We start from the raw sequence: 21,950 nt of genomic DNA on the forward strand, positions 1-21,950 counted from the left end.
GTCGCTGGGAGTTCTCACGTCGCTGCCACCGGGGGCGCCGTCACGCTCTAGGCTTGACTGGTTATGCGCGAAGCCATTGAACTGCCCCTTGACCTTCCCGAGATCGAAGCACGTGTGTCGAACGGTGGACTCTTCCGCCGCTCCGTGCTGCCGAGCGGGGTGCGCCTGCTGACCGAGGAGGTCATCGGCGCCGCAAGCACGAGCATTGGTCTCTGGGTGCCAGTGGGGTCACGCGACGAGCTCCCGCACGAGTACGGCTCGACGCACTTCCTCGAGCACCTCCTGTTCAAGGGCACGCCGTCTCGCACGGCGTTCGAGGTGTCTGCCGCCTTCGAGCGTGTTGGAGGAGAGGTGAACGCGCAAACGGCGAAAGAGCACACCCTCTACCACGCTAAGGTGCGCGACGCGGACCTCCCGATGGCCGTCGAAGTGCTGAGCGACATGATCACCTCGAGCGTGATCGACCGCGATGAGTTCGAGATCGAGCGCGGCGTCATCATCGAAGAGCTTGCGATGGCCGACGACGACCCTAACGACGTGGTCTGGGAACGGTTCTACGAGACCCTGCTGGGCTCGCATCCGCTTGCTCGCCCCATCGGCGGGACACCGGCCTCGATTCGCGCGGCCGAGCGCGACGCCGTCTGGAGCTCCTACAGGCAGCATTACCGCCCGGAGGAGCTTGTCGTCACGATCGCTGGGGCTGTCAACCACGACACCGTCCGGGCGCAGCTCGAAGGGCACCTTCGTGCAGGGGGGTGGGACCTCGACGCTCCTGCCGCACCGGTCGACCGTCGCGCGACTTCCTTGGAGGTTGGTTCGGCGCTCCCCACGGGCCCGCTCTCCGCGATCGACCGCCCGCTGGAGCAGCTGGCGCTCGTGATCGGTGGGCAGGGCATCACGCAGCTCGACCCGCGACGCGAGGCCTTCGGGTTGATGCACCGCATCTTCGGCGGCGGCATGTCGTCGCGCCTGTTCCAGGAGATCAGGGAAAAGCGGGGCCTCGCGTACTCCGTCTACTCGTTCGGCGGTAGCCATTCTGACCTCGGGGTGACCGGGATGTACGCCGGATGTGCACCGGACAACGTGCTGCAGACTGTTCGGGTGCTCCGCCAGGAGGCCGAACGGCTCGTGCAGGACGGTGTGACGGCGACAGAGCTCGCCGATGCCAAGAGCGCCAGCGCCGGGGGTTCAGCGCTGGCGATCGAGGACGCAGACACTCGGATGTCGCGCCTTGGACGGGCCGAGATCCACACGGGGCGCTTCTACGACCTCGAGGCCGCGCTCTCGCGCGTCGAGGCCGTAACCCTCGACGAGGTGCAGTCTGTGGCGGCCGATATGTTCAGCGGCGAGCTCGTCGCCTCTGCCGTCGGTAAGCTCTCCACAGAAGCAAGGAACGAACTGGAGCGCCGCTGATGTCGCACTACCTCTACCTCGTCAGGCACGGGGAGCAGGAGAACGCAGAGCACGGCATCAACGATGGTCCGCTCTCGGAACGCGGTCGGGCGCAGGCGCACCTTATCGGCCGCAGGCTCGCCTCGGTTCCGCTGAGCGAGAGCTACACCTCGCCGCTCGACCGTGCTGTCGAGACCAGTGCGGTCATCGACCAGTACACGAGCGGACCCGCGGCGCTCGAGTCCACGCTGCTGTTCGACTGCATCCCCACCGGTCAGGACGGGGCGCCCCCCACCTACGACGGTTTCTTCGGTGGCATCGGCGACGAGGTGGTCGAGGCGGGCATGGCGCAGATGAACGACGCGTACGACACGTTCTTCAGTAAGAGCAGGGAGGATCGACACACCCTCCTCGTGACGCATAACTTCGTGATCGGGGAGTTCGTGCGTCGAGCGCTCGACGCACCCGAATGGCGTTGGCTCGGACTCAACTCGGTCAACACGGGGCTCACCGTCGTGCGGGTCCGCACCCGCAAGCCCGCTGAGTTGCTCCTGTTCAACGACCGGGCGCACCTGACTCCCGAGCTGCAAACCGGAGTGAACACGGCCATCGTCGTCTGACCACCTGGCGCTGTTGCGCGCCCCGCGGCGACCTGTCATCGCGGCGGGGGTGGATGAACGAGGCCGTAGGCTGGTCGGCATGGATACTCAGGTCGCCGTGCTCGGCGCGTCCGGTCGCATGGGAAGTCTGCTGGGCCGCGTCATCGACTCCACCGATGGGCTTGCCCTGCACGCTGCGCTGACGAGTTCGTCGTCTCTCGAGGAGATGCTCGGCGCAGACGTGCTCGTGGACGTGTCGCGAATCGAGGCCTCAGAGGTCGCCGTGCCGTTCGCGCTCGAGCACGGCATCGATGTCGTCGTCGGGACGAGCGGCTGGGACGAGCGCCGGATCACTCAGGTCTCCGAGGCGGTGCCAGCTGACCGCGCCGTCGTCTTCGTCCCGAACTTCTCGCTCGGCTCAGTACTCGGTACGGCGTTGGCGAGCGTTGCCGGCCGGTTCTTCGACTCGGTCGAGATCCTCGAGGCGCACCACGACAAGAAGATCGACTCACCTTCGGGTACGGCAGTCCGCACCGCGGAGCGGATCGCGGCATCACGCGACGAGCCGCTGCTCGCGCCGAATGTTGAGCAAGAAGCCAGAGGGCAGCTTGTAGCGGGCGTGCCGATCCACAGCATGCGTCTCCGGGGCGTCGTCGCGGACCAGCAGGTGGTCTTCGGTGGCGAGGGGGAGGTGCTCACGATCCGTCACGAGACGATCTCGCAGGACGCGTACGTGCGGGGCATCAGGCTCGCCATCGCGCACGCGGTGAGCTCACGGGGTACCACCGTCGGGCTCGACGGGGTGCTGGGTCTCGACGGCCTGCTCGGGCGAGCATGAAGAGCAACGTCTCGACGAAGCTTGGTGTCGCGGCCGTCAGCCTGCTCTTGGTGATCTACGTCGTTTTTGTCGCCGGGATGGCGATCTCGCTCTTCGCAGGTGACGTCGTCGCCAAGATCATGGGCGCGGCGCTGTTGGTGCTGCCGGTCCTCGCGGTGGTGTTCGTGGCGCGCGAACTGCTGTTCGGCGTGCAAACGGAGCGGCTCTTGCGTCGTCTGGCCGACGCCGGCGAACTGCCCGAGGACGATTTACCGAAGCGGCCAAGCGGCCGAGTCGTGCGAGAAGCAGCCGATGAGGACTTTCCGAGGTGGAAGGCCGAGGCTGAGGCCGCGCCAGACGACTGGCGCACGTGGATGCGCCTGGGCCTCGCGTACTCAGCCTCGGGCGACCGGAAGCGCGCACGGGCGGCGCTGCGCGAGGGCATTCGCCTCGAGAAGTCCTCCAGGGCCTCGGCTTGACCGCGTCGGCCCTCTAGACACCTCCGCCTGGCTCTGGTTCGAATTCCGGCGACTTGAGCGCCAGCTCGACGGCGTGAGCCGCGGTGCGGTCTTTGAACGTGAAGCCCGCGTCGAGCAGGCGCGTGGGGCGGATCTCCTGGTCGGCGAGGAAGAGTTCCCGGCCGGCCTTCTGCAGGGTGAGGTCGATGAGGGTTGACGGCGCTTTGAGCTTGTAGGGGCGCCCGAGTTCGCTCGCGAGGTGCTGCTGGATCTCGTCGGCGGTGGCGGGCGCGGGGCCGACCAGGTTGTAGGCACCCTCCGCGTTGTCGGCTTCAAGCAGGAAGCGGAGCGCGCGGACCTCGTCGCGCAGGCTGACCCATGGCCAATGCTGGGTGCCGTCGCCGAGCTGGGAGAGGAGTCCGACGCTCGCCAGGGTCTTGAGCACGGTGAGTACCCCGCCGCGGCCGAGCACGAGTCCGGTGCGGGCCAGCACGACGCGAGTTCCCTCCGGCGCGGTCTGCGCGGCGCGCTCCCAGCGGTCGACCACGCGTGGCAGGAATTCGTCGGTCTCTGGCAACGCGGAATGCTCGTCAAGGACCTGGCCGGGCCGGTCCCCGTAGGCTCCGGACGCGGAGCCGTTGACCAGCAACGACGGTGGGTTCGCGGATGCGGCCATGGCTGCGGTGATGGTGAGGGTCGCGTTCACCCTCGACCGCAGGATCTCCTTCTTGACGTTGTAGGTCCACGGCAGCTTGCTGAGCGGTGAGCCGGAGAGGTTCACGACGGCGTCGGCGCGGTCGAGCACTCGTGCGTCGAGGATCCGCTGGGCTGGGTTCCACTGGAATTCGCCGGGATGCTTTGGCTCGCGCCGGACGAGCCTCGTGACCTGATGGCCGTGCGCCTGGAGCTCCTCGATGAGGCCGTGGCCGATCATGCCGGAGGCTCCGGAGATGAGGACGTGTTTCGGTGAGGTCGCCTGGGTGCTCATACCACCGACGGTAGCCCTCTCAGTTGGGCGGGAGCGCAACGCGAGCGGTGCTGCGGCTGACGTGGGTCCCGATTGCGCCTAGGCTGTGCGGGTGCATCACGAGACCCGAGCTCCAGACTGTGCCCGATCGGGCGGGCGCCGTGGCGCCTAGCACCCTGCCGCTTGGTGAGCCCGTGCCCCCGAGCGGCGAGCTGCCAGAGCAGGCGCTCGTCGGCGCAGAGGCCCGCGATTTCGGCGTGTACATTCACGTGCCTTTCTGCCGTGTCCGCTGCGGGTACTGCGACTTCAACACCTACACGGCGGAGGAACTCGGCGGTGTCTCGCGATCGAGCTATGCCGGCGAGGTGGACAAGGAGATGGCGATCGCGGAGCGAGTGCTGCGCGAGTCCCCGCGCCCTGTCTCGACGGTGTTCTTCGGGGGAGGGACCCCGACGCTGCTTCCGGTCGAGGACCTCGCCGGGATGCTCGACGGCGTCCGCAGCCGCTGGGGGTTGGCTCCAGGGGCAGAGGTGACTGTCGAGGCGAACCCCGATTCGGTCGGTGAGCGTGAGCTCGCGCAGTTACGCGAGGCGGGGGTGACGAGAGTCAGCTTCGGGATGCAGTCCGCCGTCCCGCATGTGCTCGCGGTGCTCGAGCGCACACACGACCCAGCCCGCATCCCGATCGTGGTCGCCGCCGCCAAGCGCGTCGGGCTCGAACCGAGCCTTGACCTCATCTACGGGACGCCCGGCGAGTCGATCGACGACTGGCGTCGTTCGCTGGACATGGCGCTCGAGCAGGAGCCGCTGCATGTGAGTGCGTACGCGCTCATCATCGAGGACGGGACCAAGCTCGCGCGGCAGATCCGCCGCGGCGAAGTGCCGACGGTGGACGACGACCTCCAAGCTGACATGTACGAGCTTGCCGAGGAGCGACTCGCAGGCGCCGGTTTTGAGTGGTACGAGGTCAGCAACTGGTCACTGCGGGGCGAGCATCCATCACGCCACAATCTGTCGTACTGGCGCGACGCCGATTGGTGGGGCTTTGGCCCGGGGGCTCACAGCCACGTCGGCGGCGTGCGCTGGTGGAACGCCAAGCATCCGAGCGCGTACGCATCGCGACTGGCTGAGGGAAGCACCCCGGCCGTCGGCCGCGAGGTGCTCGACGAAGATACGAGGAGATTCGAGCGGATCATGCTCGGCTCGAGGCTCAGGGAGGGGCTCGCGATCTCCGAGCTACCGGATCGCGGCGTCGTCGCCGAGCTCATCGCCGAGTCGCTGGTCGATGGCAGGGCGGCGCTTGCCGGGAGGCTTGTTCCCACGCTCCGCGGACGCCTCATGGCCGATGCGATCGTGCGCCGCATCGCCGCGTGATCGGTGCGGCTTTGCTTTCGGGGCCTGTCAGCTCACGAGACGGAACGTGACCGGGTAGCGGCAGGGGCGTCCCTGGTTCGCCTGGACGGCACCGAGAATGGCGAACACGACCACGGCCACACCGAGCAGCGGGAAGAGCAGCGGCACCAGGAGCGCGAGCGGGCCGCCGAACAGCGCGAACAGCGAGAGCACGCCGATACCGAGCGAGAAGATCGCGGCGGTGATGCCGAAGTTGAGCGCCTCGCGCCCCTCGCTGTCGGCCAGCGGCCCGCGTCTCCGCGTGACCAGCCAGAGGATGAGCGGTCCGACCGCCGGTGCGACGATGTTGAGCAGATGCGCGAAGGTCGCTACGAGGCGGTCGCCGTCGGGGGTCAGCGGGGGCTCGGTAGCGGGCTGTGCCTGATTCGGGTACGTATGCGAGTAGTGGCCCTGCTGCTGACCGGTGTAGCTGGCCTGCTCACCGTACGGGGCCTGCTGGCCGAACGGCGGCTGCTGCCCGAAAGGGGCTTGCTGCCCGTACGCGCCAGGCTGATTGTACGGCTGCGGCGGACGAGCGGAATCCTGTGGGTCGGGCTGCGGCGTCGGTGCGTTGTGATCTGACACTGGATTCCTCTCGATGGGTTCGCTCAAGGCTAATCGGCTTCCTCCGAGGAGCCCTGGGCGTTCCGGTGACGAGGAAGGGCGAACGCGGTAGGATTGGCAGTCTCAGGTTCGGAGTGCCAGTCGGTTTCCGGACGGTCGGCGACGTGTGAAGGGAGGAGCACCGTGGTCTCAGACAGAAGCATGCAGGTGCTCCGGGTCATCGTCACCGACTACGTGACGAGCCGCGAGCCGGTCGGGTCCAAGTCGATCGCGGATCGCCACGACTTCGGAGTGTCGGCCGCAACCATCCGCAACGACATGGCGCAGCTCGAAGACGCGGAGCTCATCGTCGCCCCGCACACCTCGTCAGGGCGCATCCCGACCGACAAGGGCTACCGCCTGTTCGTCGACAGACTCGCCGAGTTCAGACCACTCTCTGGCGCGCAACGACGCGCCATCGAGACGTTCATTGAGGGGAACGACGACGTCGACGAGGTGCTCGGCCGGTCGGTGCGGCTTCTGGCGCAGCTCACGAACTCGGTGGCGATCGCCCAGTACCCGTCGCTCGCCAACGCATCCATTCAGCATGTCGAGTTCGTCCTGCTCTCCAGCATGCGCGTGCTGACCGTGCTCATCACCGACTCCGGCCGGGTGGAGCAGCGTATTGGCCACCTCAGCGCTGAGGTGAGTGTCGAGCAACTGCACGTGCTTCGTGACCGGCTCGCGGGCCGCCTCGTCGGCAAGACAGTGGCGCAGGCATCGCTTGAGCTGCGCGACGTGAGCGGAGTAATGGGGGAGCAGGAAGCCGAGCTCTTCGCACCGGTCGTCGCGAACCTGCTCGAGCTCGTGCTTTCGCACCGCCAGGAGCGTCTCGTCATGGCGGGCACTGCGAATCTCGCCAGAACCGAGCGAGACTTCCCTTCGAGCATCCTGCCGGTCCTCGAGGCGATCGAGGAGCAGGTCGTGCTGCTGCGTCTGCTCGACGAGCTCCACTCCAGCAAGGAGGCCTACTCGGTGAGTATCGGCCAGGAGAACGTCGACCTCGGACTCGGCGAGACCGCGATCCTGACGAGCGGCTATCGCAGTTCGGGCAGCGATGCGCGCCTCGGCGTGGTCGGGCCGACGAGGATGGACTACCCGAGGAATATCCAAGCCGTTCGGGTCGTTGCGAGTTACCTGTCAAGGGTGCTCGATGACAGGCACGCAGACGACTGACCACATTGACCGTTTCACCGGTGGATGCACACAGCGCCTGAGGCTTCAGGCGCGAAACTCACAGATGCAAAGAAGGAGTCGCCACTCTTGGCAGACCACTACGACGTGCTCGGCGTGAGCCGCGAGGCTTCCCAGGACGAGATCAAGAAGGCCTACCGCAAGCTGGCTCGGCAGCTGCACCCGGATGTCAATCCGTCGGATGACGCTGCGGAGCGCTTTAAGTCCGTCACTCACGCCTACGACACCCTCAGCGACCCTGAGCGTCGCAGGCAGTACGACCAGGGTGGACCCGACGGGCAGTCCTTCGGCGGCTTCGGCGACATCTTCGAGACGTTCTTCGGCCAGCAGGGTTCACGCGGTCCACGCTCGCGTGCGGAACGCGGCCAGGATGCACTGGTTCGTGTCGAGCTTGACCTCGACGAGGTCATGTTCGGCACGCACCGGGACCTCGAAGTCACCACTGCGATCGCATGCGAGACCTGCCAGGGCACCTGCTGCGCGCCCGGCACGTCACCGACGACCTGCTCGGCTTGTGGCGGGGCGGGCTCCGTGCAGCGTCAGGTGCGATCGATCCTCGGCATGGTGGTCACGAACCAGCCCTGCGCGCAGTGCCGCGGCTATGGCACCGTCATCGAGCACCCGTGCGACACGTGCCACGGTCAGGGACGCGTCCGCGCGAACGTGAGCATCCCCGTCGACATCCCTTCCGGGGTCGACTCGGGTCTCCGCATCCACCTTCCCGGCCGTGGCGAGGCCGGGCCGGCCGGCGGCGCGAACGGAGACCTCTACCTCGAGATCCGGGTGCGTCCGCACGAGGTCTTTTCCCGCGACGGTGACGACCTCCAGTGCGTCATCGAGGTCTCTATGGCCGACGCGATCCTCGGCACAACGACCACCGTCGGTGCGCTTGATGGCGACGTCGACCTGCAGATCCCCGCCGGGGTCCAGTCGGGTGAGGTACTCACCGTTCGTGGCCGCGGCATCACCCGCCTCAGGTCCACGCATCGCGGCGACCTGGACATCGCCGTGCAGGTCGTGACCCCGAGCAAGATCGACGGTAAGTCCAGGAAGCTGATCGAGGAGTTCGCGTCTCGCCACCGTCACGACGCTCCCCGACTGGCCCGCGAGAAGCAGGGGATGTTCTCCAAGCTGCGCGACCGATTCGGTCGCTGACATGGCCTGGCTGTACCTCGCCGAGGAGCTCGATGAGGGGCTTCGCCCCGGCGATATCGTTGAGGTCCGCGGCGCGGAGGCCAAGCATATGGGCGTCTCACGGATGCGCATCGGCGAGCGGGTGCAGGTTGCCAATGGTCGCGGTTTCGTGATCGACGGCGAGCTGACCGCCCTGGAGCGCGATCGCGCGACGGTGGCGGTCGCACGGGCGAGAGCCCTGCCGGAGCCCTCACCGCGGATGACGGTCGTGCAGGCGCTTGCGAAGGGCGGACGCGATGAGCTGGCCGTGCAGGTCGCGACTGAGCTCGGCGCAGCAGCGTTCGTTCCGTGGCAGGCACAACGAAGCGTGAGCCGTTGGGACCAGAAGGCGGAGAAGGGCAGGGAGCGCTGGGCGGCCGTTGCCAGGGAGGCGAGCAAGCAGAGCCTGTCCGCCTGGGTCCCTGAGGTGCTGCCGGTGCACACGACGCCTCAGGTGGCCGGCCTCGCCGAGGCTGCTCCGATGCTCGTGCTCGACCCGCTGGGCGACACCTCGCTCAGCGACGCGTTGCGGGATGCTCGGGGCCTCAGCGAGCGCGGCCTCACGCTCGTTGTGGGCCCGGAGGGCGGCATAGACGAGGCCGAGTTCGAGCAGCTCGAAGCGGCGGGGGCGCGGCGCGTCCACCTCGGCACAGGTGTGTTGAGGACATCCAGTGCGGCTCCGGCTGCCATCGCCGCGATCCTCGCGCTCAGCGGCTCCTGGGATTCGCGGCAGCCCGAGAGCACCGAGTCGTAGGCTGGGTGCATGTCGAGTTCAGAGCCGTCCATCTTCACACGCATCGTCAATCGCGAGATCCCAGCCGACATCGTGTTCGAGTCCGAGCGGGTCATCGCGTTTAAGGACATCAGCCCGAAGGCGCCGGTGCACCTCTTGGTGGTCCCCAAGACCCAGGAGTACGCGAACGTCGCTCAACTGGCCGCCGGTGATCCCGAGCTGCTCGCCGAGGTCGTAGCCGTCGCACAGGGGCTCGCGGATCAGCACACGGACAGCGAGTTCCGTCTCATCTTCAACTCGGGCGCGGCAGCGGGCCAGACCGTCTTCCACGTCCACGCTCATGTCCTCGGCGGAGGACTCACGGAAGGATCCCTTGCCTAGTCAAGACAGCACATCGCCCGACGGCCCAGAAACGATCGGGACCGGGGGCGACTTCGTCGAGCAGACCACAACGGTCGAAGGGGTCGCCATGGTGCGACTCCTCGGACCGGGCGACCGGTTGCTGAAATCTGTGGAACGCGAGCACCCGCGGGTGCGTGTGCTCGCGCGCGGCAACGAGATCACCTTCAGCGGAGAACGTAGCGATGTCGCGGCCGCCGAGGCGCTGCTGCGCGAGATCACAGCCATGGCCAGGAACGGCGTCGACCTCGAGCCTGCCCAGGTCGAGCGCTCCCAGCGCCTCATCGATCGTGGCGAGGAGACCCCGACCGACGTGCTCGGCCAGGCGATTGTTCAGTCGCGGGGCAAGATCATCCGCCCGAAGACCCTCGGTCAGAAGCAGTACGTCGACGCCATCGACGACAACACAATCGTGTTTGGCATCGGTCCTGCGGGAACCGGCAAGACCTATCTCGCGATGGCCAAGGCCGTCCAGGCGCTGCAGCGCAAGGAGGTGACGAGGCTCATCCTGACCCGTCCCGCCGTCGAGGCGGGGGAGCGGCTCGGGTACCTGCCTGGCACCCTGAACGACAAGATCGACCCCTACTTGAGGCCGCTCTTCGACGCGCTCAACGAGATGCTCGACCCCGAGGTGGTCGTCAAGCTCATGGCGAGCGGCACCATCGAGGTCGCCCCGCTCGCCTACATGCGTGGGCGCACGCTCAACGATGCCTTCGTCGTGCTCGACGAGGCGCAAAACACCACGCCAGAGCAGATGAAGATGTTCCTCACGAGGCTCGGCTTCGGCTCCAAGATGGTGGTCACCGGTGACATCACCCAGCTCGACCTGCCGATGGGTGCCTCCGGTCTGAAGCTCGTCACCCACGTGCTCAGCGGGATCGACGACGTGCATTTCTCTCACCTGACGAGCGACGACGTCGTGCGGCACACCCTGGTCGCGCGCATCGTGGACGCCTACACCGAGTACGACCAGAAGAAGCAGGCGGACGATCACCGTCGCCGGGACAGGAACGCAAGCCGATGAGCATCGAGGTCAACAACGAGGCGAGCTATGAGGTCGACGAGGGAGCGCTGCAGCGGGTTGCGGCGCACGCGCTCGACCAGCTGCACGTGCACGCCGAGTCGGAACTCGCGATCGTGCTCGTCGAGGTGGGTCCCATGGAGGAGCTGCATGTGCAGTGGATGGGGGAGCCCGGCCCGACCGACGTGCTGAGCTTCCCGATGGACGAGCTCAGGCCAGGCAGCGTCGACCGGCAGACCCCAGCCGGTCTCCTCGGCGACATCGTGCTGTGCCCGCAGGTCGCGACGGATCAAGCCAAGGCGGCGGGGCACAGCATGATGGACGAGCTCCTCATGCTGACCACGCACGGTGTGCTGCACCTCCTCGGCTTCGATCACGCCGAACCCGAGGAAGAGAAGCAGATGTTCGGCCTCCAGCGCGACATTCTTGTCGGCTTCCACCTCCAGGAGAGGAAGCGCGCGAGATGACCGCGGCTCTGCTCATCGCCGCCATCGCGCTGATGGTGGCCCTGAGTGGGTTGCTCGCCGCTACGGAGGCGGTCATCGCGCGCCTCTCGCGGCCCGAGCTGGAGCAGGTCGCTGCCGGCAGCCGCTTCAGCCGCTCGATCGAGGCGATCGCGGCTGACCCCGGAGCGCACAGCAACGCGCTGACCTTCGCGCGCGTGCTCTTCGAGAGCATGTCCGCGGTCCTGGTCACGCTCATTCTCACCGACCTGATCGACGTCAAATGGCAGGCGTTCCTGGTCTCGGTTGCGATCATGATCCTCGTCTCGTTCATCATCGCCGGAACGAGCCCTCGGAGCGTCGCCCGCGCGCATCCGCAGCAGGTCATGCGTTTTGCCGCCCCGATCGCTCGTGCCGTCCGGCTCGTCATCGGGCCGGTCGCCGACCTGCTTGTCGTGCTCGGCGACCGGGTCACGCCTGGTCGACCGCAACGGCTCGGCTCCGTCTCGAGCGAGGAGGAGCTGCTGAACATGGTCGACGAGGCGGCCGAGCTCAAGGTGCTCGAGCATGGCGACCGGGAGCTCATCCACTCGGTGTTCGAGTTCTCCGACCGGCTTGTCCGCGAAGTGATGGTCGCCAGGACCGACATGGTCACCGTCGACGGAGACGAGGGCGTCCGCGAGGCGCTCGAGCTCTTCCTCGAGACCGGCATCTCCCGAGCACCCGTCGTTGGCCGCGACAGCGACGACATCCTCGGCGTGCTCTACCTCAAAGACCTCGTCCGCCACTCGTTGCAGGACACCGAGCATGGGAAGCCCGCCGTCGAGCTGGCGAGGCCAGCAGACTTCGTCCCGGAGTCGCTCAGAGCCGATCTCCTGCTTCGGCGCATGCAGGCTTCGGCGACGCACCTCGCGATGGTTGTCGACGAGTACGGCGGCATTGCGGGCCTCGTGACACTCGAGGACCTCATCGAAGAGCTCGTGGGCGAGATCAGCGACGAGTACGATCGACCAAATGACGAGCCGCGCAAGCTGCTCGACGGGAGATACCGGGTCTCGTCACGCCTCGCGACGGGAGAACTCGGAGACCTCTTCGACATCGAGCTGGAGTTCGACGACGTCGACTCGGTCGGGGGGCTCCTCGCGAAGTCGCTGTCCAAGATCCCCGAACGGGGCGACCGCGCAGTCGTCGACGGCATCGAGCTGGTCGCCGAGCGGGTCGGCCCCCGCAAGCGCATCCTCACCGTCCTGGCGCGTCGCCTGGAACCACTTCAAGAGTCAGGAATCGAAGCATGACGAACTACCGAGCAGGATTCGTGACCTTCGTCGGTCGCCCGAACGTGGGCAAGTCCACGCTGACGAACGCCCTGGTCGGCGAGAAGATCGCGATCATCTCCGACAAGCCGCAGACGACCCGGCGCGCGGTGCGAGGCATCGTCCACCGTGAGGATGGGCAGATCATCATCGTCGATACCCCCGGCATGCACCGGCCCCGCACGCTACTCGGCGAGCGCCTCAACGACGTCGTGCACGCGACGCTCGCAGAGGTCGACGTCATCGGCTTCTGCGTGCCGGCGAACGAGCCTGTCGGCCCGGGCGACCGGTTCATCAACGAGCAGCTCGAGGAAGCGCCGAAGGCACGCAAGATCGCGATCGTGACGAAGGCGGAGACGGTGAGTCGCGACGTCCTGGCCGCGCGGCTCGTCGATGTCCAGGGCCTGCGGGAATGGGATGACATCATCCCGGTCTCGGCGGCGGAGGACATTCAGTTGGACACGCTGGCTGGCGTCATCTTGGGTCTCCTTCCCGAGTCGGAACTGCTCTACCCGAGCGCGATGAAGACCGAGGAGTCGTTCGAGCAGCGGGCAGCCGAGCTCGTTCGGGAGGCGGCACTCGAGGGGGTTCGCGACGAGCTGCCCCACTCGATCGCCGTCACGGTCGAAGAGGTCGTCACGCGCGACGACGGCGTGACCCGTGAGCTCTATGTCAACATCGTCGTCGAACGTGACAGCCAAAAGGGCATCATCATCGGCCGCGGCGGAGAGCGCCTGAAGCAGATCAGAGAGCAGGCGCAGCGCGAGATCTCGCAGATCACCGAGGGTCGCGTCATCGTCTCGATCCGCGTGAAGGTGGCGAAGGAGTGGCAGCGTGACCCGAAGCAGCTCGGCCGCCTCGGATTCTGAGTCGCTGAAGACCGACGATCGGGTGGCGGGCGCCGCGCCGCGCCGCCCGTTCGCCGTGGTCGTCGCCGAGCTCTGGCGCACCTACACGCATCGACTGACGTGGCTGCAGTGGGTGACCGACATCATCCTGGGCGTGCTCTTCGCGATCACGTTCGGCCTGCCCTTCGACTACAACGGAGCGGACGGGACCACGCTCACCTGGCTCCTGCTGCCCTCGTGGGTGCTCTTCACCGTGGCGCTCATCGTCCGACGCTTCGCGCCGTGGCCGAGCTTCCTTCTCGTGGTGCTCGCTGCCCTGCTGAAGGCGACCTTCGCCTTCGGCCCGCATCCGCAGGACGTCGCGATCTACCTCAGCATCTACGCGGCCGTCGCGTACGGAAGCCGAGCTCTGCTCGTCACCTCGGGCGTCTACGGCATCGTGGCCGCCACCCTCATCGCTGGCCTCATTCCGCACTGGAACTCGGGCACCTTCACCTGGGATGCGATCGCCACGGACGTCGAGGGCAGCCGCGTAGCGTTCCTGGTCGCGGCGGCGCTCATTTGGCTGCTCTTCGTTGGTGCAGGCGTTGTGGCCTGGCTCGCCGGCCTGTTGCGACGCATGCACCTGCGGGCGCAAGAGGTCAAGCACCGTGCGGCAATCGTCGAGCTGGAGCGCCTTCGAGCCAGGGAGCAGCTGAGCGCCGAGCAGGAGCGCACGCAGATCGCCAGGGACATGCACGACGTGGTCGCGCATTCGCTTGCCGTCGTCGTCGCCCAGGCCGACGGGGCCAGGTATGCCATGCGAAGCAGCCCGGAGGCGGCCGAGGCGGCGCTCGCCACCATCTCGTCGACCGCCCGGAGCGCGCTCGTCGACGTGCGGGGCCTGCTCGGGCAGCTTCGTCACAGCCAGAAGGCGGGGCCAGAGCCGGGACTCGAGGATCTGCCAGCCCTGTACTCGAGGATGCGGGCCGCTGGACTGGATCTCAGGCTCGAGACGCGCGGCGAGCCCGGTGCGCTGACGACGCAGGCCCAGGGTGCCGTGTTCCGGCTGGTCCAGGAGTCGCTCACCAACGTCCTCAAGCACGGCGACGCGTCCAGGCAGGTCGTGGTGCGCCAGAGCTGGGGGCAGGTCTTCGAGATCACCATCGTCAACGATGTGGCGGAACGACCCCACACGCGAGGCGAGTCGGGGCACGGACTCGTCGGCATGGCGGAGCGCGTCGGCATCGCAGGCGGTAACGTGCAGGCAGAGCGTCTCGGCGCCCAGTTCCGCGTCCACGCGTGGCTCCCGCTCACTCCGACCCAGCAGACCAGCGCGGAGGAGCTTCACGGCGAACGCGCTCGTCCAACAACCGAGAGGCCAGCACTGTGACCAGCAGTCAGATCACCGTCGCGCTCGTCGACGACCAGCCGCTGTTCCGCAGCGGTATTCGCATGCTCATCGACAGCCAGGAGGACATGCGCTTCATCGGGGAAGCCAGTGACGGGTTGGCGGCGGTCTCGCTCGCGAAGGCGTTGCAGCCCGACGTGATGCTGATGGACGTTCGCATGCCCGGCCAGGACGGCCTGGAGTCCACGAAGCAGATCGTGGCGAGCGGCTCAGCCACGCGCATCCTCGTGCTGACCACGTTCGACCTGGATGAGGCGGTCGCGAAGGCGGTCGGCGCGGGGGCGAGCGGCTTTTTGCTGAAGGATGCGGACCCTGAGTTCCTCCTGGCTGCAGTGCGCACCGTCGCCACGGGTGCCGAGGTTTTCGCCGCGCAGGCGACGGCCGACCTGATCCGCCGCTACTCGGCGGCGGTGCCCGCGACACGTGCGGTGCCTGAGCAGTACGCGACGCTGACCGAGCGGGAGCGGGAGATGTTTGCGCTGGCCTCCCGCGGCCTTTCGAACAGCGAGGTCGCTCGCCAGGAGTTTTTGAGCGAGGCGACCGTGAAGACGCATATCTCTCGCGTGCTCGCGAAGCTTGGGCTTCGAGACCGGGTGCAGCTTGTCGTCTTCGCCTACGAGCACGGCTTGAACTGACCAAGCGAGCGAACGACGCGGGCGGTGTTACTCTGTCACCATGCTGTTCGGCACCCTCCTTCTTCGCTGCCGCGGCGAGGCTTCGCTCTAAGCCCCCCTCGCCGCGGAGTTTGCTGTCGGCTTAGCACGTCTCGAAGCCAATCTCGGAGCCACACATGAAGAACATGCAGCAGCCGTCGTCGATGCCAGCGCATCGCTACATCCCGCACCACGAGCAGATCGTTGTCGATCTGCCCGACCGCACCTGGCCGTCGAAGCGCATCGAACGCGCACCACGCTGGTGCGCAGTCGATCTGCGTGATGGCAACCAGGCCCTCATCGACCCGATGTCCCCGGAGCGCAAGCGAGCCCTCTTTGATCTCCTGGTCCGCATGGGCTACAAGGAGATCGAGGTGGGCTTCCCGTCCGCAAGCCAGACCGATTTCGACTTCGTCCGCTCGCTCATCGAGGGCGACGTCATTCCGGATGACGTCACCATCCAGGTGCTGACGCAGGCTCGTGGTCACCTGATCACCCGCACGTTCGAATCGCTCAAGGGCGCGAAGCAGGCCATCGTCCACCTGTACAACTCGACCAGCGTCCTCCAGCGTGAGGTCGTGTTCCGCAAGGATCGCCAGGGCATCATCGACATCGCGCTCGAGGGCGTGCGCCTGTGCCGCGAGGCCGAGGCGATTGTCCCAGACACGAAGATCTTCTACGAGTACTCGCCCGAGAGCTACACGGGCACCGAGCTCGACTTCGCCGTTGACATCTGCAACCAGGTCATCGAGGGCTTCGACGCGAGCCCCGAGCGCCCGGTCATCATCAACCTGCCGGCGACCGTCGAGATGTCGACCCCGAATGTCTACGCCGACTCGATCGAGTGGATGCACCGCAACCTCGCCCGCCGCGAGAGCGTCGTGTTGTCGCTGCACCCGCACAACGATCGTGGCACCGGCGTCGCGGCGGCGGAGCTTGGCTATCTGGCCGGCGCCGACCGCATCGAGGGCTGCCTGTTCGGGAATGGCGAGCGCACGGGCAACGTCGACCTGGTGACCCTCGGCGTGAATATGTTCACGCAGGGCGTCGACCCGCAGATCGACTTCTCGGACATCGACGGCATCCGGCGAACGGTCGAATACTGCACGCAGCTCCCTGTCGGCGAGCGTGCGCCGTGGGGAGGCGACCTGGTCTACACGGCGTTCTCCGGCTCGCACCAGGACGCCATCAAGAAGGGCTTCGAGGCGATGGCCGCGAAGGCGGAGGCGCTCGGCGTCCCGGTCGACGAGCTCACATGGGAGGTTCCGTACCTGCCTGTGGACCCCCGCGACCTCGGCCGCAGCTACGAGGCGGTCATCCGAGTCAACTCGCAGTCAGGCAAGGGCGGCGTCGCCTACCTGCTGAAGGAGCACCACAACCTGGATCTGCCGCGTCGCCTGCAGATCGAGTTCTCCGGTGTCGTGCAGAACAAAACCGATTCCGAGGGTGGCGAGGTCTCGGCCGACGCCATCTGGCGGATCTTCAACGACGAGTACCTGCCCGCCGAAAGCGAGCAGCACAAGTGGGGTCGTTTCGAGCTCTTCCGCACGGCGACGAGCTCAGCCCTCGACGGTGCGGTCGACCTCAACGTGTCGCTGCGCGACGGGGCATCGGTCGGTGAGCACGCATCCCAGGGCAATGGTCCGCTCGACGCGTTCATGAAGCTGCTGGGGGAGCAGGGCCTGGAGGTCGAGCTGCTCGACTACGTCGAGCACGCGCTGTCGGTGGGTGGGGACGCGCGCGCCGCGGCCTACATCGAGCTTGACGTGGCGGGCGTGCGTCTGTGGGGAGTTGGCATCGACAGCGACATCTCGACGGCGTCGCTCAAGGCCATCGTCTCCGGCGTCAACCGAGCGCTGCGCGGGCAGACCGAAGCTGAGCTCGACGCGCAGCTGACCACTGTGGCCTAACCGGCGCCGACTGCACGGGGCGGGCGCTCGACCGGGGATCACTCCTGGGTCGGGCCGCTCGCCCCTTTCTGTTCCCTGCTCGCTCTGCGCTGCTCGAGGATGGCGATGGGCCGAGTATCGAGAGCGTGGAAGCCCGACGCTTCGAGGATCTCCTGGTCGGTGAACGGCTGCTCGCGCTCGGGCTTGCCGGTGCGCGGTGATCTGCGGAAGCGCGGCATGCGCAGGGCGATTTGCTCGGGGAGGCTTAGCCCGAACCACACGCTCGCCATTCGCACTGCGAACGTCACCGCGACGCAGATGACGATGCCGATGATCTGGGAGACACCGAGGTAGTCGGCGAGCACGAACGCCGCGCTCCCGGCAGTGGCTGCGATGGCGTACAGCGAACCGACGAAGAGGATACCGACGGGCATGCCGAGGAGCATGTCTCGCACGACGCCACCCCCGGCTGCGGTCACCGTGCCGACGAGCAGCGTCGGCAGGATGGGGAGCTCGAAGTTCATTGCTTTGAGCGTGCCGACGGCGCAGAAGAAGCCAAGCGCTGCGGCGTCGAGGACGGAGACGAGGCCGTCCATGCGCCGAAGGAGTCGCTGCAGCAGCATCCCTCCGAGCGCCGAGGCCCCCGCGGTGAAGAGGAACCACTCCGTCTCCATGCTGACGGGGCGGATGCCGAGGAGGAGGTCACGGATGATGCCGCCTCCGAGACCGACGGTGACGCCGATGATCACGACGCCCAGCCAGTCGAGCTTCTTGTCGCGGAACTGCTCGGCGACCATTGCCGCCGTGACGGCGCCGATGGCGATTGCGGTGAGGTCCAGCCAGAGGGGGAGCGTCGTGGCGGGCGAGTCCATGGGGTCAATGCTCGCACAGCGACGCGATTCGCCGCGGCGGGCGTGGATGCACGGGCTGGCAGGATCGAGGCTCATACTTGGTGGATGCCCACCTACCGTGACGAGGCAGTCGTCCTGCGCACTCAGCGACTCGGTGAAGCTGACCGCATCGTGACGCTGCTCGGCAAGGACCGAGGCAAGGTGCGTGCCGTCGCTCGCGGAGTGCGACGCACGTCGTCGAAGTTCGGGGCCAGGCTCGAGCCGTTCATGGTGGTCGACGTGCAGTGCTACGCAGGTCGCACTCTCGATACGGTCACTCAGGCTGTGACGCTCGCCGCCTACGGCCGCGACCTCGTCGACGATTACGCGCGCTACTCGACCGCCTCGGTCATCGTGGAAGCTGCGGAGCGCATCGCGGAAGCGGAGCCGTCTCCGCAGCAGTACACGCTGGTCGTGGGTGCGTTGCGGGCCCTGACGCTTGGTGCACGTGCGTCTCAGGATGTGCTCGACTCGTACCTGCTGCGGGCGCTTTCGCTGGCGGGCTGGGCTCCGACCCTCGACACCTGCGCCAGGTGCGGTGCACCGGGTCCGCATGAGCGTTTCAGTGTGCAGCTGGGCGGCGTCGTGTGCTCGAGCTGCACGCCGGCCGGGATCGTTCGCGTGGACGGCCCCACGGTCGAGGCGCTGCGCGCGTTGCTTGCGGGCGACTGGGAAGCGCTGGAGAGCATCGATGCGCCGCCCCGGGCCCGGGCGAGCGGTATCGTCTCGGCGTATTCGCAGCAGTACCTCGAGAAGAGGCTGCGATCCATGCAGGTGCTCGAGCACGATCGCCTGCTGGGGCGCCTCGAGCAGGCGGTCCCCAGCGTTTCCACCAGTCACGACGGCCGAGGGCCGAGCATCGAGGAGAAGGCATGAGCCGAACACGGCCGGCACAGGAGTTCAAGCCAGTCGACTGGACCGGCGTCTACCCACCGCAGTTCGACTCCGGGGAGGTTCCCGCCCATGTCGCAGTGGTCATGGACGGGAACGGGCGCTGGGCGAACCAGCGGGGCCTTCCGCGCATCGAGGGACATCGCGCCGGTGAGGCAGCGCTGCTGGACGTCGTCGCGGGGGCGCTCCAAGTGGGCGTGAAGCACCTCAGCGCGTACGCCTTCTCGACCGAGAACTGGAAGCGCTCTCCCGAGGAGGTGCGCTTCCTCATGGGCTTCAACCGCGACGTCCTGCATCGCCAGCGAGACCAGCTCAACGAGTGGGGGGTCCGCATCCGCTGGGCCGGTCGCGAACCTCGCCTCTGGAAATCGGTGATCAAAGACCTGCAGCTTGCCGAGCGACTCACCGAGGGCAACACGCGGATGACGTTGACCATGTGCGTCAACTACGGCGGTCGGCTCGAGATTGCGGATGCGGTGCAGCGGATTGCTGAGGAGGTGCGCGCAGGGAGGCTCCGGCCGGAGCGGGTCACCGAGCAGACGATCGCGAAGCACCTCTACGACCCCGAGATGCCGGACGTTGACCTGTTCGTTCGCTCAAGTGGAGAGCAGCGCACGAGCAACTTCCTGCTGTGGCAGGCCGCGTACGCGGAGATGTGTTTCCTCGACACGCTGTGGCCCGATTTCTCGCGGACGGACCTGTGGGAGGCCATCGGCCGCTACGCGGGCAGGGACCGGAGGTTCGGCGGAGCCATCGACGCGCCCACCGCGCCGGTCGACGCCTGACTAGACTGACCTCTTGCGGCGAGAACGACCCTGGGCTCGCCTTCGACACCTCAGCAGGAGTTTCTCTCAATGGCGCAATCCACGCTCGATAAGGTCATCGCTCTCGCGAAGCGACGCGGCTTCGTCTTCCAGGCGGGCGAGATCTACGGAGGCACCCGCGCCTCGTGGGACTACGGCCCGCTCGGTGTCGAGCTCAAGGAGAACATCAAGAAGCAGTGGTGGCAGACCTTCGTTCGTGGTCGTGCGGACATGGTCGGCCTCGACTCCTCGATCATCCTGCCCAAGGCGGTCTGGGAGGCCTCCGGTCACGTCGCGACCTTCACCGACCCACTGGTCGAGTGCCTCAGCTGCCACAAGCGCCACCGGCAGGACCATCTCGTCGAGGCCTTCGAGGCCAAGAAGAACCGGGCACCGGAGGGGATGTCCGAGATCGTCTGCCCAGACTGCGGGACCAAGGGGCAGTGGACGGAACCGCAGCTGTTCTCGGGCCTGGTCAAGACCTATCTGGGCCCAGTCGACAACGAGGCAGGCCTGCACTACATGCGCCCGGAGACGGCGCAGGGCATCTTCGTGAACTTCAACAACGTGCTGACGACGTCTCGGAAGAAGCCGCCGTTTGGTATCGGGCAGGTCGGCAAGGCGTTCCGCAACGAGATCACGCCCGGAAACTTCATCTTCCGCACGCGCGAGTTCGAGCAGATGGAGATCGAGTTCTTCGTGCACCCGGACGAGGCTCAGCAGTGGTTCGAAGACTGGGTTGAGGCCTGCTGGAGCTGGTTCACCGACCTCGGCCTGAACCCGGACAACATGCGCCGCTTCGACGTGCCGAAGGAAGAGCGTGCGCACTATTCCGCCGGCACCATCGACTTCGAGTACAAGTTCGGGTTCAAGGGGTCCGGCTGGGGCGAGCTCATGGGCGTCGCGAACCGCACCGACTACGACCTCACCTCGCACTCCACCGCCTCGGGTACCGGGCTCAACTACTTCGACCAGGCTTCTGGCGAGCGCTACACGCCGTTCGTGATCGAGCCGAGCTTCGGCCTGACCCGCTCGATGATGGCGTTCCTCGTCGACTCCTACGTGGAAGAAGAGGCGCCGAACGCGAAGGGCGGCGTCGACGTCCGCACAGTGCTGCGACTCGACCCTCGCCTCGCGCCCGTCAAGGTCGCCGTGCTTCCGCTCAGCCGCGACGAGCGCCTCAGTCCGGTCGCCCGTGAGCTGGGAGACAAGCTGCGCAAGCACTGGAACATCGACGTCGACGACGCCGGGCAGATTGGTCGCCGTTACCGGCGACAGGACGAGATCGGCACGCCGTTCTGCGTCACGGTCGACTTCGACACGCTCGACGACAACGCCGTGACGGTCCGCGAGCGGGATTCGATGGCACAGGAGCGAGTTGCTCTCGACCAGCTCGAGGGCTACCTCGCAGCCAGGCTGCTCGGGGCCTGAGCCCGGTTCGTTGACATTCAGGAGCAGTCCCGCTCGGCATGACGGCCCGCCCGCGATCTCGCGGGCGGGCCGCTCGTGGCGAGTTGCAGCGCTGGTCGCTGCGTCGATCGCCGTCTTCGTTGCCGTCGCCGCCTACGCCATCGTGTCCGCCCGGGCGACCGACCGTGGCGGCGCAGTGCTCGGCGCCGCGGCGTCCGCCGTGCCTTGGAACGCCTCAGGGTCAGAACTCGGAACCCGCGGAACCGTCGAGGTGGGTGGGGTGAGCCTCACGTCCAGCGAGATCCAGTGTGGCTTGCCGAAGCACGACTGGCAGGGCGGTAGCGCTTCCGCCGCGGGTCAGTTCTGCGTGGTCGATGTCGAGGTTCGCAACGGAAGTGCTTCCCCCATCCTGGTCGCCGGGAGTGCGTTTGAGCTCACTGACTCGGGCGGTGCACGTGCTGCTGGGGACGAGGACATCACGGCCTACGACACGAATCTCCCACTGACGGAGTCTGGCGCGAAGGAGCTCCCACTCGGATCGACGGCCCGCATCCACCTCGTGTTCGACCTCCCCGCGTCCGCATCGGCGCCGATGGAGCTGCGATTCGCCCCGGCCCCAGGCCTGCAGCTCGCGATCTGAGAGAGCCGAGCGCGCCTCCCACACAGTCCCGCC

Annotated in this window: 23 protein-coding genes; 20 read left to right on the top strand and 3 right to left on the bottom strand. The window is 67.1% G+C overall.

The genetic code is table 11. The features are described from left to right. The first annotated feature begins 63 nt into the window (after positions 1-63). The 4 genes from ACPYN9_RS14135 (at position 64) to ACPYN9_RS14150 (ending at position 3,287) form a co-directional block, all read left to right on the top strand. Positions 64-1,413 carry a M16 family metallopeptidase gene (locus ACPYN9_RS14135; protein WP_424467182.1) on the top strand — a complete coding sequence of 450 codons (1,350 nt, stop codon included), beginning with the start codon at positions 64-66 and terminating at the stop codon, positions 1,411-1,413. Beyond that, complete coding sequence (locus ACPYN9_RS14140) at positions 1,413-2,012, top strand: histidine phosphatase family protein (RefSeq protein ID WP_424467183.1); 600 nt, start codon at positions 1,413-1,415, stop codon at positions 2,010-2,012. The genes ACPYN9_RS14135 and ACPYN9_RS14140 overlap by 1 nt, the downstream gene beginning before the upstream one ends. Before the next feature lie 79 nt (positions 2,013-2,091). After that, the gene (gene dapB, locus ACPYN9_RS14145) at positions 2,092-2,829 is read left to right on the top strand and encodes a 4-hydroxy-tetrahydrodipicolinate reductase (RefSeq protein WP_424467184.1); all 738 of its coding nucleotides are present in this window, start codon (positions 2,092-2,094) and stop codon (positions 2,827-2,829) included. Next, positions 2,826-3,287, top strand: coding sequence for a hypothetical protein (locus ACPYN9_RS14150; protein ID WP_424467185.1), 462 nt, complete (start codon positions 2,826-2,828; stop codon positions 3,285-3,287). The genes dapB and ACPYN9_RS14150 overlap by 4 nt, the downstream gene beginning before the upstream one ends. A 13-nt stretch (positions 3,288-3,300) precedes the next feature. Here the strand turns inward: ACPYN9_RS14150 and ACPYN9_RS14155 are convergent, their stop codons facing one another. After that, positions 3,301-4,254 (bottom strand): TIGR01777 family oxidoreductase, encoded by a 954-nt coding sequence (locus ACPYN9_RS14155; protein ID WP_424467186.1) that lies wholly within the window; start codon positions 4,252-4,254, stop codon positions 3,301-3,303. 140 nt (positions 4,255-4,394) lie between these two features. On the opposite strand from ACPYN9_RS14155, the gene hemW reads away from it, so the two are divergent. Beyond that, on the top strand, positions 4,395-5,606 hold the full coding sequence (gene hemW, locus ACPYN9_RS14160) for a radical SAM family heme chaperone HemW (protein WP_424467187.1): 1,212 nt from the start codon (positions 4,395-4,397) through the stop codon (positions 5,604-5,606). Positions 5,607-5,633: 27 nt separating this feature from the next. Here the strand turns inward: hemW and ACPYN9_RS14165 are convergent, their stop codons facing one another. Next, positions 5,634-6,209 (bottom strand): DUF4870 domain-containing protein, encoded by a 576-nt coding sequence (locus tag ACPYN9_RS14165; RefSeq protein ID WP_424467188.1) that lies wholly within the window; start codon positions 6,207-6,209, stop codon positions 5,634-5,636. A 162-nt stretch (positions 6,210-6,371) separates the two neighbouring features. On the opposite strand from ACPYN9_RS14165, the gene hrcA reads away from it, so the two are divergent. The 11 genes from hrcA to leuA all read left to right on the top strand — a co-directional run bounded on the left by hrcA (position 6,372) and on the right by leuA (position 17,304). Next, complete coding sequence (gene hrcA / locus ACPYN9_RS14170; protein ID WP_424467189.1) at positions 6,372-7,403, top strand: heat-inducible transcriptional repressor HrcA; 1,032 nt, start codon at positions 6,372-6,374, stop codon at positions 7,401-7,403. A gap of 87 nt (positions 7,404-7,490) precedes the next feature. Then, positions 7,491-8,576, top strand: a complete 1,086-nt coding sequence (gene dnaJ / locus ACPYN9_RS14175) for a molecular chaperone DnaJ (RefSeq protein WP_424467190.1) — start codon at positions 7,491-7,493, stop codon at positions 8,574-8,576. Between the two features lies 1 nt (position 8,577). Beyond that, positions 8,578-9,348: a 16S rRNA (uracil(1498)-N(3))-methyltransferase gene (locus tag ACPYN9_RS14180; RefSeq protein WP_424467191.1), complete on the top strand. Its 771-nt coding sequence runs from the start codon at positions 8,578-8,580 to the stop codon at positions 9,346-9,348. A gap of 9 nt (positions 9,349-9,357) precedes the next feature. Continuing rightward, the gene (locus ACPYN9_RS14185) at positions 9,358-9,708 is read left to right on the top strand and encodes a histidine triad nucleotide-binding protein (protein WP_424467192.1); all 351 of its coding nucleotides are present in this window, start codon (positions 9,358-9,360) and stop codon (positions 9,706-9,708) included. Then, positions 9,701-10,750, top strand: coding sequence for a PhoH family protein (locus ACPYN9_RS14190; protein WP_424467193.1), 1,050 nt, complete (start codon positions 9,701-9,703; stop codon positions 10,748-10,750). The genes ACPYN9_RS14185 and ACPYN9_RS14190 overlap by 8 nt, the downstream gene beginning before the upstream one ends. Beyond that, positions 10,747-11,214, top strand: coding sequence for an rRNA maturation RNase YbeY (gene ybeY / locus ACPYN9_RS14195; protein WP_424467194.1), 468 nt, complete (start codon positions 10,747-10,749; stop codon positions 11,212-11,214). Before ACPYN9_RS14190 ends, ybeY begins: the two co-directional genes overlap by 4 nt. Further along, the gene (locus ACPYN9_RS14200; protein WP_424467195.1) at positions 11,211-12,485 is read left to right on the top strand and encodes a hemolysin family protein; all 1,275 of its coding nucleotides are present in this window, start codon (positions 11,211-11,213) and stop codon (positions 12,483-12,485) included. The genes ybeY and ACPYN9_RS14200 overlap by 4 nt, the downstream gene beginning before the upstream one ends. Continuing rightward, complete coding sequence (era, locus tag ACPYN9_RS14205) at positions 12,482-13,372, top strand: GTPase Era (RefSeq protein ID WP_424467196.1); 891 nt, start codon at positions 12,482-12,484, stop codon at positions 13,370-13,372. The genes ACPYN9_RS14200 and era overlap by 4 nt, the downstream gene beginning before the upstream one ends. Beyond that, positions 13,338-14,723 (top strand): histidine kinase, encoded by a 1,386-nt coding sequence (locus ACPYN9_RS14210; protein WP_424467197.1) that lies wholly within the window; start codon positions 13,338-13,340, stop codon positions 14,721-14,723. The genes era and ACPYN9_RS14210 overlap by 35 nt, the downstream gene beginning before the upstream one ends. Beyond that, positions 14,720-15,376 carry a response regulator gene (locus ACPYN9_RS14215; RefSeq protein WP_424467198.1) on the top strand — a complete coding sequence of 219 codons (657 nt, stop codon included), beginning with the start codon at positions 14,720-14,722 and terminating at the stop codon, positions 15,374-15,376. The genes ACPYN9_RS14210 and ACPYN9_RS14215 overlap by 4 nt, the downstream gene beginning before the upstream one ends. A 155-nt stretch (positions 15,377-15,531) precedes the next feature. After that, positions 15,532-17,304, top strand: a complete 1,773-nt coding sequence (leuA, locus tag ACPYN9_RS14220) for a 2-isopropylmalate synthase (protein ID WP_424467199.1) — start codon at positions 15,532-15,534, stop codon at positions 17,302-17,304. A gap of 38 nt (positions 17,305-17,342) precedes the next feature. On the opposite strand, the gene ACPYN9_RS14225 is transcribed toward leuA, so the two are convergent. Further along, the gene (locus ACPYN9_RS14225; protein ID WP_424467200.1) at positions 17,343-18,155 is read right to left on the bottom strand and encodes a trimeric intracellular cation channel family protein; all 813 of its coding nucleotides are present in this window, start codon (positions 18,153-18,155) and stop codon (positions 17,343-17,345) included. Between the two features lie 84 nt (positions 18,156-18,239). Here ACPYN9_RS14225 and recO point away from each other — a divergent pair, with 84 nt between their 5' ends. The 4 genes from recO (at position 18,240) to ACPYN9_RS14245 (ending at position 21,917) form a co-directional block, all read left to right on the top strand. Next, a complete protein-coding gene (recO, locus tag ACPYN9_RS14230) occupies positions 18,240-19,049 on the top strand; it encodes a DNA repair protein RecO (RefSeq protein ID WP_424467201.1) in 810 nt (269 codons plus the stop codon). Next, complete coding sequence (locus ACPYN9_RS14235; RefSeq protein ID WP_424467202.1) at positions 19,046-19,849, top strand: isoprenyl transferase; 804 nt, start codon at positions 19,046-19,048, stop codon at positions 19,847-19,849. The genes recO and ACPYN9_RS14235 overlap by 4 nt, the downstream gene beginning before the upstream one ends. A gap of 69 nt (positions 19,850-19,918) precedes the next feature. Beyond that, complete coding sequence (locus ACPYN9_RS14240; protein WP_424467203.1) at positions 19,919-21,298, top strand: glycine--tRNA ligase; 1,380 nt, start codon at positions 19,919-19,921, stop codon at positions 21,296-21,298. Between the two features lie 10 nt (positions 21,299-21,308). Further along, on the top strand, positions 21,309-21,917 hold the full coding sequence (locus tag ACPYN9_RS14245; RefSeq protein ID WP_424467204.1) for a DUF4352 domain-containing protein: 609 nt from the start codon (positions 21,309-21,311) through the stop codon (positions 21,915-21,917). Positions 21,918-21,950: the final 33 nt, after the last annotated feature.

It is taken from the genome of Pseudoclavibacter helvolus, assembly GCF_049707175.1.
In the GTDB taxonomy this organism is placed as follows: Bacteria; Actinomycetota; Actinomycetes; order Actinomycetales; family Microbacteriaceae; genus Pseudoclavibacter; species Pseudoclavibacter helvolus_A.